The organism is Terrabacter sp. 05T424, assembly GCF_056396225.1.
The window spans coordinates 321992-334574 of sequence record NZ_JBFTLB010000007.1; the positions used below are offsets into that span (position 1 = coordinate 321992).

Annotated in this window: 7 protein-coding genes; 4 read left to right on the forward strand and 3 right to left on the reverse strand. The window is 70.3% G+C overall.

All coding sequences use genetic code 11. From position 1 onward, the window contains the following. Positions 1 to 457: 457 nt before the first annotated feature. The gene (locus AC1DE0_RS16105) at positions 458 to 1186 is read right to left on the reverse strand and encodes an SDR family NAD(P)-dependent oxidoreductase (RefSeq protein ID WP_478102355.1); all 729 of its coding nucleotides are present in this window, start codon (positions 1184 to 1186) and stop codon (positions 458 to 460) included. A gap of 728 nt (positions 1187 to 1914) precedes the next feature. On the opposite strand from AC1DE0_RS16105, the gene AC1DE0_RS16110 reads away from it, so the two are divergent. Continuing rightward, positions 1915 to 2865, forward strand: coding sequence for a bifunctional phosphoglucose/phosphomannose isomerase (locus AC1DE0_RS16110; protein WP_478102358.1), 951 nt, complete (start codon positions 1915 to 1917; stop codon positions 2863 to 2865). Positions 2866 to 3040: 175 nt separating this feature from the next. Here AC1DE0_RS16110 and AC1DE0_RS16115 read toward each other — a convergent pair whose 3' ends face one another. Continuing rightward, on the reverse strand, positions 3041 to 3331 hold the full coding sequence (locus tag AC1DE0_RS16115; protein ID WP_478102360.1) for a hypothetical protein: 291 nt from the start codon (positions 3329 to 3331) through the stop codon (positions 3041 to 3043). A 273-nt stretch (positions 3332 to 3604) separates the two neighbouring features. Between AC1DE0_RS16115 and AC1DE0_RS16120 the strand changes: the two genes are divergently transcribed. Further along, a complete protein-coding gene (locus AC1DE0_RS16120; RefSeq protein ID WP_478102364.1) occupies positions 3605 to 7969 on the forward strand; it encodes an FtsK/SpoIIIE domain-containing protein in 4365 nt (1454 codons plus the stop codon). 120 nt (positions 7970 to 8089) lie between these two features. Then, positions 8090 to 9040, forward strand: coding sequence for an acyl-CoA thioesterase (locus AC1DE0_RS16125; RefSeq protein ID WP_478102366.1), 951 nt, complete (start codon positions 8090 to 8092; stop codon positions 9038 to 9040). Between the two features lie 13 nt (positions 9041 to 9053). Here the strand turns inward: AC1DE0_RS16125 and AC1DE0_RS16130 are convergent, their stop codons facing one another. Further along, positions 9054 to 10271 carry a glycosyltransferase gene (locus AC1DE0_RS16130; RefSeq protein ID WP_478102368.1) on the reverse strand — a complete coding sequence of 406 codons (1218 nt, stop codon included), beginning with the start codon at positions 10269 to 10271 and terminating at the stop codon, positions 9054 to 9056. A gap of 194 nt (positions 10272 to 10465) precedes the next feature. Between AC1DE0_RS16130 and AC1DE0_RS16135 the strand changes: the two genes are divergently transcribed. Beyond that, a complete protein-coding gene (locus AC1DE0_RS16135) occupies positions 10466 to 12541 on the forward strand; it encodes a PhoX family protein (protein WP_478102370.1) in 2076 nt (691 codons plus the stop codon). Positions 12542 to 12583: the final 42 nt, after the last annotated feature.

A 12583-nucleotide genomic window follows, 5' to 3' on the forward strand; every position in this document is an offset into this window, starting at 1 on the left:
CCGCTCACGATGGCGACCAGATCAGTGCCCGCGAAGCGTCCGAATTGGGATGCAGTAAGATCGAGAGCGAGCCAAAAGTCCTCTTGGCGAAAAAGCGAAATTCGGTGTTCGATGTAGTCGCCCGGCCCTAACCGGACCTCACCCTCGACGATTGCTGGAACGTGCTCCCCACCCATCAAAGAGTTCTTCAACATACGCGTCGCCGTGACACATAGACCGTGAGGTTGGGCTAGTCCCAGACGACTCATCTCAAATCTCAGAAACAGTTGCACCTCGTCCAGATGAGGGATGACATCCTGTAGCCCAACGTCTCGGAGGAGAGGGTGGACCTCATCCGATCCGACAAATAGGCCGCGCTTGATCAATGACATCGTCTACCAACGTTTCTAAATAACGAACCAAGAGGCGTGCTCGACGCGGGACGGTGTTGGATACCCCGTCAGAGTCCGACCCTCACTCACGTAAGACTGTATCCGCCGTCCATTAGGAGTTCTGCGCCGACGAAGTAGCCGGACTCTTCGCTGAGCAGGAATGACACTGCGGCCGCCACCTCTTTTGGTTCTCCCATGCGGCCGAGAGGTGTAAGAGCGGCCCAAGTACTCAAAAGATCTGCGCGGGCTCTGGTCATCGGCGTGCTGATGTATCCTGGCGCAACGCTATTAACACGCACTCCTCGCGGGCCCCATTCCGTCGCCAGGGTTTTCGTCATGGCCCCCATCGCGGCCTTGGAGACGTTGTAGGCAATCTGTCGCTGGGGGACGTTGACGACGTGGTTTCCCGACATTGACGTGATGTTCACGATATCGCCCTCGCCTCGGTCGAGCATGTATCGCCCAAAGACGCGGCAGGCACGAAATGCCCCAGTTAAATTTACTGCCATGACCCGCTCCCATGCGGCGTCGGTCACATCCTCTGCGGCGGTATCTGCATCTACCACTCCTGCGCAGTTGACCAGGGACACTCGAGCCCGCGACTCCGCGAAGATCGACGCAGCCAATCCTTCGAGGGCACTGAGGTCTGTCACGTCCACTTGGCGTAGCTCGTATTCCGTCGACCCTGCGACTTTCATCCGGGGCCCGCATCCAACAACGTCTGCCCCCTCCTGCGAGCATCGCTCCGCAATCGCGGTTCCGATCCCCCCCATAGCTCCCGTAATGACGATCGTCCTTCCCTCCAACGCTGGCATTGAGGCCCTCCGATCCCATGGACGGCCCTCGATGGGTCCCCCGTCGTTGGTGGAACACTACTTGGCGCAGCCCACCGCTCTGGGCAAACACGCGGCCGTGGATCTGCAGCGACCTGGCCTAGATGGACGCGGAGGTTTCCGGAGCACCAGACCTTCGTGCCCTCATGGGAAGCTCGGAAGACCGGGTAGGCCGCCGGACCGATTGACTATGTCGAAGGCGGCTCTGCGTGAAGACTCCTGTGCGATTCGATTTGACCCCGTAGCCCGCCCACCGGGAACCAACCGCGCTCAGTCCGGTTTGTGGCGATTCGTATCGTGCGAGATCGCCAGTCGACACCCGCGCGGCGTGTGTGCGCGGGTCTGCGACCGCATCGTGGGATGCCTGCAGGAGGTTTGCCCGGAGCGACGACGCCAGTCGACTCGCGGCCCGAGCCCCTGACGCTCTCCGTGCTTGCACCGCCCCTTGCTGCGCCTAAGCTCAGGCCCTCGGACTCCACGCTTCGGCGGAGGCCGTACCTACGCCAGGCACCTCGCCACCTCTCGTTGGCGATCGCCCCCGGGTGGAGTGCGACCAAGGTCCCCGCCAACCTAGACGTGCGCTAGCCTCTGGCGAGTCCGCGATCGAGAGCAGGGTGCCGTCAGTGCCACATGGTCCTAAGCAAGCAATGAGCGATGGCCTCTGGGCGCCATCACGGCCTCCGGCGTCTCCCGAAGCCGACCCCTCAGATATGGCCGGCGCCATATCAGCACTGCCCCGACAGTTGCGCTTGGGTCAAGACATCGGTGCACAGGCAGGAAGCCGACTGGCGAAGCCCTCCGGAATTGTCATTGCCGGCATGGGGGGCTCGGCTATGGGTGGCGAGCTCCTAAGAGCCATCGTGGCCAACGACTGTGACGTGCCCATCACCCGCGTTCGCGGTTACAGCATTCCACGGTGGGCCAAGAGCGGAACGCTGGTTGTGTGTGTGAGTTACTCAGGGGAGACCGTCGAAACTTTGGAGTGCGCTCACCAAGCCGTGAGGCAGGGAGCCTCCGTCCTCGTTGTGACGTCCGGTGGCAAGTTGGCCGACTTCGCCCAGGATCGTGGGCTGGCGTGCGCGTTGGTTCCCGGCGGGATGATGCCCCGCGCTGCTCTAGGCTATTTGTTTGGAGCCACGGCCGGCGCCTTTGCGGCCCGGGGTCTCGCCGACCCCGCGATCGTCGAGGAGTGCGCACGGGGCGCCGAACTCTGCGACATAAGCGCTGCGGAGAAGTTGGGCAGGTCGCTAGCTGAATCGATTCCGCTGGTTGCGGGGGCAGGGCCTCTAGCTGCTGTTGCTTATCGTTGGAAGACTCAGTTCAACGAGAATGCGAAGATCCACGCTTTTAGCCATGCGTTTCCTGAACTGGCTCACAATGAAATTGTGGGCTGGGAAGGCTCTGAGGGCCTGCCATTCGCCATGGTTACGTTGACCGATCCGTCAGATGGTCCGGATGTAGTGAAGACGATCGCGGCCACACTGGGCATCGTACGTGGACTAACACCAAGAGTCAGCGTCGTGGAGGGGCAAGGCTCGACTCGGAGCATGCGCGCCTTCAACCTTGTTGCGGTAGGAGATTGGGTTTCCTACTACGCGGCCTTGGAACGGCGTGTCGACCCCACCCCGATCAACTCAATCATGGCCCTTAAGGGCAGCTAAGTCGTTCTGCTCACTCGCCCCACCCCTTGGATTCGTCCCGAAAACCGCGCTCGCGGCGTGGCCAAGGACAGCGAGGCCGACACGGGCGGACTGACCCAACCTCCACCTCTCGCGATCGGCGACCTGCTCCGTTTCGCGCCCAGATCTTGGCGGGACGGTGCACGGGAAGAGGGGTCTATGCAATCATGCTCGGCTCGTTGATCCAGATCTCCTCGACCGTCGGGTCGTCGAAGTACTGCTGGAGCGGGCCGTAGCCCGCGACGACCGCGAGGATGGAGTGCACCGCGAGGCGCTGGTCCCCGAGGGAGGGCAGGCCGCCGTGGAGCGAGCGCTCGTCGTAGTCCTGGACGGCGTCCTGCACCAGACGGCGTACGGCCTTGGCGTCGCTCGCGGGGTCGAGCCCCGAGCGGCGGATGAGCTCGCGGACCTCGCCCTCGACGTGGCGCACCGCTTCGTGTGTCGACATGCGTTCCCCTGAAACCCTGTGAGTTGCTTCGCGGCCATCCTGCCCGGACTCTCCGGATCTGGCGCGTCCAAGCTAGGCGACCCGGGCGGACGGCCGCTCCGGTCATCCACAGGCGGGGCCAGCCCGGCCAAGTCTGGCAACCGGACCCTCGGCCAGGCCCGGCAACCTAGCCCCTCGCCTTGATGCGTGGCCGGCGTCGTCCACAGCTGTGCATGAGAGAGCGGGCACCAGCCGCAGAAGCGGTGTCATGGGTGCCGACACGAGGAGGCACCCGTGCACCTGACGGTGACCGTCATCGACCCCGAGTACCTGGACCCGGCGCCACGCCACGTCACGATCGAGGCTGCCGAGGGCACCCCGTTCGCCGAGGTGCGCGGTCCGCTCCTCGCTGCCGCCGGCTGCGCGCCCGCATGCGAGCAAGGGGCATTCAGCGTCGACGGGGTCGCCGTCTCCGACCACGACCGGGTCGGAGACCTCCCGCTGGTCCGCGGAGCACTGATCACCGTCAGCAGGAAGGGAACGGGCCCGAACCCGAGGCAGGAGAGCCGCGCGGTCGAGCTGCGGGTCGTCGGGGGCAACGGCGCCGGCCGGCTCATCCGCCTTGGCCGAGGCGAGCACGTGCTCGGACGAGCCGCCTCGGCACACGTCCGCCTGGACGACCCCGGCATCTCGCGAGCCCACGCCGTCGTCGAGGTGCGAGCCGACGGCATCCTTGTGCGCGACCTCGGCACGACGAACCCGTCCCGACTCGATGGGGTCGTGCTCCCGCCCGAGGGCGCCGCTCTCGGAGCGGGCCAGCACCTTCGCCTGGGCTCGACCACGCTAAGGCAGGGACCCGTCGACGTCCGCGCCGGTCACCACGAGCTGACCGGAGGCCAGGTGCGGATCCACCGCCAGCCCCGTTTCGTCGACACGCGGCCTCCCGCAAAGGTCACGTTTCCCGCGGCGCCCACCCGGCCCGACCACGGACGGCTGCCACTCCTCGCCTCGTTCGCACCCCTCGCGCTCTCAGCAGTACTGGCGCTGGCCCTCTCCTCCCCTGCACTGCTCCTCTTCGCCCTCATGTCGCCGGTGCTGCTGCTCGGCCAGTGGTGGAGCGACCGGCGGGCCGGGCGCACCTCATACCGTCGCCAGGTCCGCGAGCACGTGGCCGCGCTCGAGCGCGCCCGGGGCGCCCTCGACGAGGCGGCGGCCGAGGACGTGCTGCGACGGCGCCGGGAGCATCCCGACCTCGGTCACGTCGAGGCGTCCGTGCGCAGGCGTGCCACGCGCCTCTGGGAGCGGCGCCCCGGCGACCCCGACCACCTCGTGCTGCGTCTCGGGTCGGCCAGACAGCCTGCGCGGGTCGAGCTCGAGGGGGAGGTCGTGGACGCCCTTCCGGAGGTGGAGGACGTCCCGGCCCTCGTCGACCTCGGCCGGTCCGGGGTGCTGGGCATCGCTGGACCCCGCGAGCACGCCTTGGCCCTGGTCGGGGGCCTGGCCGTGCAGCTCGCTGCCTGGCACACGCCGCGACGGCTCGGCCTGCACGTGCTGGCCGCGTCACCGCAAGCGGCTCGCGACTGGGAGTGGGCTGCCCAGCTGCCGCATGTTGCCGACGCCGACGAGGCGGCGCCACGGATCATCGGCGGCGCTCGCGCGGTGACGCAACACGTGGAGGCTCTTCGGCTCATTGTCGAGAGCCGTCGAGCGGCTCGCGACGGACAGCGGCCCACCGACGCCCGCCCGGCCGACATCGTGGTCGTGCTCGACGGTGCGAGCGCGCTACGGTCCGAGCCGGGCGTCTCGGACCTTCTGGCTGAGGGGCCGGGCTGCGGGCTTGCCTTCATCTGCCTCGACGACGACCCGACCTCCCTGCCGACGGAGTCGCGGGCCACGGTCGAGATCGACCCGACGGGGCTTCGTGCCACCGTCCGCGGCGACTCCGGAAGCCTCGACGGTGTCGTCCCCGACCTGCCGTCCCTCGGCTGGCTCGAGGCGGTGAGCCGCGCCATGGCGCCACTCGTCGACGCGACCCCCGATGCCGGGGTGGCCGCACTGCCACGCGAGGTGTCGTTCGTCGAGCTCCACCGCGAAGCTGGAGTCGACGCCGTGAGCCCCGCGGGACTGGCCGCCTCCTGGGCCGGCGGGCGACGGCGTCCGGTCGCTCTCGTGGGTCGCGCACCGCAAGGTCCGTTCCGCATCGACCTCGCCGCCGAAGGGCCCCACGTGCTCGTCGGCGGCACCACGGGATCGGGCAAGTCCGAGCTGCTCCAGGCGCTCGTCACCGGTCTGGCGGTGACGAACAGGCCTGACGACCTCACCTTCGTGCTCGTCGACTACAAGGGCGGGTCCGCGTTCAGCGACTGCGCGCGCCTCCCGCACACCGTCGGTCTGGTGACGGATCTCGACGCCGTCCTCACCGCCCGGGCCCTCACCTCCCTCGACGCCGAGATGAAGCGCCGCGAGCGCCTCCTCGCCGAGGCCGGTGCGAAAGACCTCGACAGCTATCGTCGAACCGCTTCGGTACGCGGGCAGCTACCTTCGCTGGGGCGCCTGGTCATCGTGGTCGACGAGTTCAAGGCGCTCGCCGACGAGTTCCCCGACTTCGTCAGCGGCCTCGTGCGAGTGGCGGCACTGGGGCGGTCGCTGGGGCTGCACCTGGTCCTCGCGACCCAGCGCCCGGCCGGCATCGTCTCCGCCGACATGCGGGCCAACATCTCGTTGCGTGTCGCCCTCCGGGTGCGCGACCGCAGTGACAGCACCGATGTCATCGACAGCCCCGACGCAGCCGGTCTCGACCCGCGCGCCCCCGGGCGGGCCTGCGTCAGGGCCGGCGACCACGCGCTGACCGCGGTGCAGGCTGCGCACCTCGGTCGGCGGCTCCGTGACCCGAACACGTCACCAGAGCGCACGCGTGCGGTCCCTCGCGACCTGCTCGCCGAGGCGTGCTTTCCCTCCCTCGGTGACGGGCCGGGCAGCGCCGCCGCGTCCGAGCTCGAGGCGGTCGTCGATGCCGCGGTGGCGGCGGCGCGCAGCCTCGGCATCACGCCGCCACCTGCGCCGTGGCTGCCCCCGCTCCCGCTGACGCTGCCCGTCGCCGAGCTCGGCGACGATGCGGGMAGCGGCGATCCACTCGGCCCGACCGTCGTGCCGATCGGTGTCGTCGACCTGCCGGTCTGCCAGCGCCGCGAGCCCTACGTCTGGCGACTGGGGGACGGCCAGCACCTGGGCCTCGCGGGTGGCCCCCGTAGCGGGAGGTCGACGATGCTCGTCACCCTGGCCCTCGGTCTCGCACAGCGCATTTCGCCGGCGGACGCCCACATCCATGTGCTCCAGGGCGTGGTCGGCCCGTGCTCAGCGCTGCGTCGCCTCCCCCACGTGGGCACGGTCACCGATGCGACCGACCCGGCGCTCTGCCGTCGGCTCATCGCCCGCCTCGGCCGGCTCGTCGACGGCGACGAGGCAGGGCCTCGCCACACGGTCGTGCTCGTCGACGGCTGGGAATCCCTCGAGGAGGCCCTCTCGGTCATCGACCACGGCGCCACCGTCGATGTCCTCCACCGGCTGTTGCGCGACGGCCCCTCGGCCGGCATGCAGTTCGTCGTAGCCGGTGGGCGGGCCGTCGTCTCGGGTCGCCTACCGGGTGTGCTCGCCCGGCGGCTCGTCCTCAACCTGCCCGACCCACTCGACCTCACGCTGGCCGGAGTGGCGCCCGCGCAAGCTGCGGCCGCTCGCCCCGCTGGCAGAGCCGTCGACGTGCTCACGGGTCACGAGGTACAGCTGGCTCACCCCGGCCCGGGCCCATCGACCGGGGAGACGACCGATGCCGTCGTGCGGGCCGCCGGCGCGATGCTTCGGGCCGAATCCCCAGCGGTTCACCCGTGGCGCATCATTGCCCTTCCCGTGCGCGTCGACGCGACCCCCTTGCGCGGCGGCCCCGACCAGCTCGTCATCGGTGTGGGCGGCGACGAGTCGGCCCCGCTGCCCATCGCGCTCGGGTCGGTCGACCGCTTGCTCGTCGCCGGCCCGAGCCGGTCCGGGCGCTCCTCCGCGTTGGTCACCATCGGCGAGGCGCTGCTCGCCCGCGGGCGGTCGGTGCTGACGGTCTGCCCACGCCGCTCCCCCGTGTCGGCCTGGGCCCTGAGCCGCGGGCTGCCCCACCTGTCGCAGCAGGACGCCAAGGAGCTGGTGGCGGCACGGCGCCTCGATCCCGACCTCTGCATCCTGGTCGACGACGCGGAGTCGGTCGATGGCAGCGCCGTCGAGCCCGCGCTCCTCGAGGCTGCCCGACTCGTCGAGAACACGGACGGGTTCATCGCCGTCGCCGCAGACCTCGCCCGGGCCAACGCGGCCTTCCGGGGTCTCGTCCCCGAGGTCTCTCGGGATGGGTGCGCCCTGCTGCTCCAGCCCGTCTCCCCCACCGACGGCGACGTCGTCGGCGCTCGCCTCGACCTGCCCGTCGAGCGTCGACCGGGTCGCGGCTACCTCGTGCTCGACGGGGTCGCCGAGCCCGTGCAGGTCGGCCTGGTCGGCGCGACCGGCGCGCTGGGCCCGGTCAGCCCGGTCAGCCCGGTCAGCCCGGTCAGCCCGGTCAGCCCGGTCAGCCCACTCGGACCCGAGGTGCCGGCCGCCACCCTCACAACGGCGACACGCCTGTAACGGCGGCAGACCCGCGCGCGCCCACCGGCTCGGGGACCGGACGCGCGCGCAGGCAGGCGTCCCGCTCTGCCAGTGTTTCCTCATCACCGTTCCCCATCACCCGGCTCGAGGAGGACCACCATGCCCCGCCGTGCCCGAGAGATCACGCTGCGCTTCCTCGCCGCCCCCACCGACGCCGGCTACTCGGGCACCGTGGGCGGCGGCCGCGTGCTCGAGTGGATCGACAAGGCCGGCTACGCGGCGGCCGCGGGGTGGAGCGGCACCTACAGCGTCACGGCATACGTCGGCAACGTGCGCTTCGCGCGACCGGTGGACGTCGGCGACCTCGTCGAGGCCACGGCGCGGGTGGTGCACACCGGGACCACGAGCATGCACATCCTCGTGACGGTCGCGGCGGGCAACCCGAAGGACGTCGACCTGCAGCCGACGACCGACTGCATCATGGTCTTCGTCGCCGTCGACGAGCACGGCAAGCCCACCCCGGTGCCGCAGCTCGTCGCCGAGGACGACCACGACCGCGAGTGGCAGGAGAGCGCGGTCACGCGCATCGGGCTGCGCAACGAGATCGCCGCCGCCATGGCCGCCCAGACCTACAGCGCCGCTGGCACCGCGCCACGTGCGGTGCTGCGCTTCCTGGCTGCCCCGACCGACGTCAACTGGGGCGGCAAGGTGCACGGCGGCATCGTCATGCGCTGGATCGACGAGGCCGCCCACGTGCTGGCAACGCAGTGGACCGGCTCGGCGGCCAACGTCGCCGTCTACGCCGGCGGGGTGCGTTTCTACCGTCCGCTGCGCATCGGCCACGTCGTCGAGGTCGAGGCACGGCTGCTGCTGACCGGCACGTCCAGCATGCACATCAGCGTGCACGTGCGTTCGGGCAACCCGGCGACGGGCGAGCTGGCGCTGACCACCCACTCCCTCATCGTCTTCGTCCCTCTCGACGGCGACGGCAACGCCGTGCCCGCGAGGCCCTGGACCCCGGTCAGCGACGAGGACGTCGCCCTGCGTGACCACGCCCTGGCCCTCGTGGAGATGCGCAACCGGGTCGACTCCGAGCGCCACATCCCCTGAGCGGCAAGGCGACTCAGACCGGGTCGCCGACCGCGAGACTCTCGACGCGAGCAACCATCTCGGCGACGTCCGGGAGGGCTGCGACCTCGTCGGCAAGCCGCCCGGCACCCGCCCGCAGACTGTCGTCGGCGAGCACTCGACCGACCGCCGACGCCAGCCGGGCCGGGGCCTCCGTCCTCCCGTCCAGCCGGATGCCGGCGCCCGCCGCCTCCACCTGCGCCGCGTTGACCTGCTGGTCGCCCGCGAAGAGCGGGATCACGACCTGCGGCACCCCAGCGGCGATCGCCGACATCGTCGTGCCGAAGCCGCCGTGGCCGACCATCGTCGCGGCGAGCGGCATGACGTCGTCCTGGGGCCACCACGTCTCGACCCGGGCGTTGGCCGGCCAGGGCCGCAGCGCCTCGGGATCGCCGGCGTGGCCCGTCGTGAGCAGCACCCTCACCGGCGAGCCGGCGAGCGCCTCGAGTGAGCTCCTGAACACGGCTGCGAGGCCGTCGAACCCGGCCGTGACCGACCCGAACGTGACGTAGACCAGGGGGTGCGACGGGTCACCCCACTCCCCCGGTAGGGAGCCGCCTCGGCGGGAGGCGTTCCCGTCACGGAACCGCATGATCGCTGGATCCGCTTGTGGCACAGTGGCGCTCGCAGTTCCGCCACCGAGAAAGGCCCCGTCGGGTATGCCGTCGAGCGAGGCGGGGACGCACGTGAAGACCGGCGCGGTGGCCATCGCCTGCGCACAGGCCCCGACGGACAGGCCCGCGAGCTCGTCGAGCTCGACGAGCGGCTCTGCGAGCTGGGCTCCCGTCCACTGCGCCACACGCCCCATCCCGATCGCCACCTCGGCGTGAGGCACACCGGAGGCCAGGGCCGCCGCGAGCGAGCCGAGTTCGCAGGGTTCGCGCAGCACCACGTCGGGCCGCCACTCGTCGACGATCCGGCGCACCCCCGGCCACGCCGCCCGCGCGTCGAGCCTGCCGAAGACCTCCCGGATGACGACTCCGTCGGCCTCCTCGGGCGACATCGAGCTGAGAGAGGCGAACAGCGCCCTCATGACCTGGGGGTCGGCGTCGTCGAAGGGGGCGTGAACCAGCCCGGTGCGCGTCACGTGGTTGGCGAACGACTCGGGAGCCGCGACCCTGACCTCGTGCCCGGCGGCAGCGCAGGCGCGGGCGAGCGGAACCATCGGCGTGAAGTGCCCAGTGCCCGCGGTCGTCGAGAAGAGCAGACGCATGTCAGCCAGCGTGCCACCGCGGCCGCACCCTGGCGGAGCTTCGCTCTGGAAGACCGCGACGAGCAGACACGTGGAGTTCACCGGATGGCCACCGGAGCAGCACCGGCGGGCGCCCCGGACACGCCTAGCGTCACGAGCGGTCGACGCGGTGCCGAACCCGCGTCCCTCGACCCACCTGCTGAAGGAGCACTCACATGACCCCCAGGCTTCTCCCCCTGGTCGCGACGCCGCGCCACGGTTCGCGCAGCCGCATGACGTGTCACTACCGCTGCAACGACGCGTGCGACGCTCCCGTGCCCAACGAGTCCGAGAACCCCGCCATGCGCGACCTCGTCGAGGGTGCCCTCGGCCGCCGCTCGATCATCAAGGGCGGCATCGGCGCCGGCGCCCTCGTCGTCGGCGGTCTCACCGCGGCCGCGACCCCGGCTGCCGCCGCGCAGGGCACTGCCGCCCAGGGCGTGGCAGCCGCCGCCGGCGGCTCGGCAGCCCGGTCGCGCCACGTCGGTCGCGCCGCCTTCACGCCGGTCGCCCCGAACCGCGCCGACGCGATCACCAACGCGCCCGAGTTCACGCACAACGTCGTCATCCGCTGGGGTGACCCGGTCGAGGCGTGCGCACCGCGCTTCGACGTGCACGCCCAGACGCCGGAGGCCCAGGCAACGCAGTTCGGCTACAACAACGACTACGTCGGTGTGCTCCCGCTCAGCGGCCGCAGCGCCCTGCTCGTGACGAACCACGAGTACACGGACGAGAACCTCATGTTTCCCACCGGCGAGTACGACGACGCCAGGATCAAGAAGATCGCGATGGCCGCGCACGGCATGGCCGTCGTCACCATCGAGCGGGGGCGCGCCAAGGGCTCGTGGATCCGCTCGGACCACCGCAAGGCACGCCACAACCGCCGCATCACCGTGCACACCGAGTTCGCCTTCCACGGCCCGGCCGCCGGGCACGAGCTGCTCCGCACGGCGGCCGACCCGACCGGCACCCGGGTCAACGGCACCTTGGGCAACTGCGCCGGCGGCACGACCCCCTGGGGCACCGTCCTGTCGGGCGAGGAGAACTTCAACGGCTACTTCGACGCCTCCGGCGCGGTGGACCCGGCGAACGCGACCTCCTTCAAGCGCTACGGTCTCGCCACCGCGGCCGCCACGAACCGCGGCTGGTCGACCGTCGACGAGCGCTTCGACCTCGCCAAGCACCCGCACGAGGCATACCGCTTCGGTTGGGTCGTCGAGATCGACCCGTTCGAGCCCGACTCGACGCCGGTCAAGCAGACGATGCTCGGCCGCTTCAAGCACGAGGGCGCCAACGTCACCATCTCCAAGGGCGGCCACGCCGTGGCGTACATGGGCGACGACGAGCGCGGCGACTACCTCTACAAGTTCGTCTCGGCGGACCGCTTCCGCAAGGGTGAGTCCCGTTCGGCCCGCTCGCACAACAAGACGCTGCTCACCAAGGGCACGCTCTACGTCGCGAAGTTCACCGGCGACGGCACCGCCGACGGCGAGTTCGACGGCGCCGGCACGTGGGTGGCCCTCACGTCCGACACGACGTCGTTCGTCCCCGGAATGAGCGTGGCCGAGGTGCTCGTCAACACGCGCCTCGCCGCCGACACCGTCGGCCCCACGAAGATGGACCGCCCCGAGGACGTCGAGCCCAACCCGGTCAACGGCAAGATCTACGCCGCCCTGACGAACAACTCCGACCGCGGCGTGAAGTACCCGACGGACGAGACGAACCCGCTCGCCTCGAGCCTGGTCCGGTCGGCCCTCGGCGCCCCGCTCACGAGCAAGTCGGGCAACCGCAACGGCTACGTGCTCGAGCTCAGCGAGCGCCGGGACGACCACACCGCAACGACGTTCACGTGGGATCTCTTCCTCGTCTGCGGCGATCCCGAGGCCCCCGAGACGTACTTCGCCGGCTACGACAAGGCGAAGGTCAGCCCGATCAGCTGCCCCGACAACGTCGCGTTCGACGGCGTCGGCAACCTGTGGATCTCGACGGACGGCAACGTGCTCGGCTCCAACGACGGCCTCTTCCGCGTGCCCGTCGCCGGCCCCCACCGCGGCAGGGTCCAGCAGTTCCTCACCGTGCCGTTCGGCGCCGAGACCTGCGGCCCGCTCGTGACCGACGACCAGCTGTCCGTCTTCACCGCGGTCCAGCACCCCGGCGAGACGGACGGCGCCACGTTCGAGACGCCGTCGAGCACGTGGCCGCACACCGACGGTTTCCCGCGCCCGAGCGTCGTCGTCTCCTACCGCAGGTGAGCCACCGGTCCCGGTTCGCCTGACTGCGGACGGCCCGGCACC

Excerpts from the sequence above, each read along its gene's own strand:
- AC1DE0_RS16115 (WP_478102360.1), bottom strand. The coding sequence starts at position 3,331 with ATGTCGACACACGAAGCGGTGCGCCACGTCGAGGGCGAGGTCCGCGAG.
- AC1DE0_RS16130 (WP_478102368.1), bottom strand. The coding sequence starts at position 10,271 with ATGCGTCTGCTCTTCTCGACGACCGCGGGCACTGGGCACTTCACGCCG.
- AC1DE0_RS16125 (WP_478102366.1), top strand. The coding sequence starts at position 8,090 with ATGCCCCGCCGTGCCCGAGAGATCACGCTGCGCTTCCTCGCCGCCCCC.
- AC1DE0_RS16105 (WP_478102355.1), bottom strand. The coding sequence starts at position 1,186 with ATGCCAGCGTTGGAGGGAAGGACGATCGTCATTACGGGAGCTATGGGG.
- AC1DE0_RS16110 (WP_478102358.1), top strand. The coding sequence starts at position 1,915 with ATGGCCGGCGCCATATCAGCACTGCCCCGACAGTTGCGCTTGGGTCAA.
- AC1DE0_RS16135 (WP_478102370.1), top strand. The coding sequence starts at position 10,466 with ATGACCCCCAGGCTTCTCCCCCTGGTCGCGACGCCGCGCCACGGTTCG.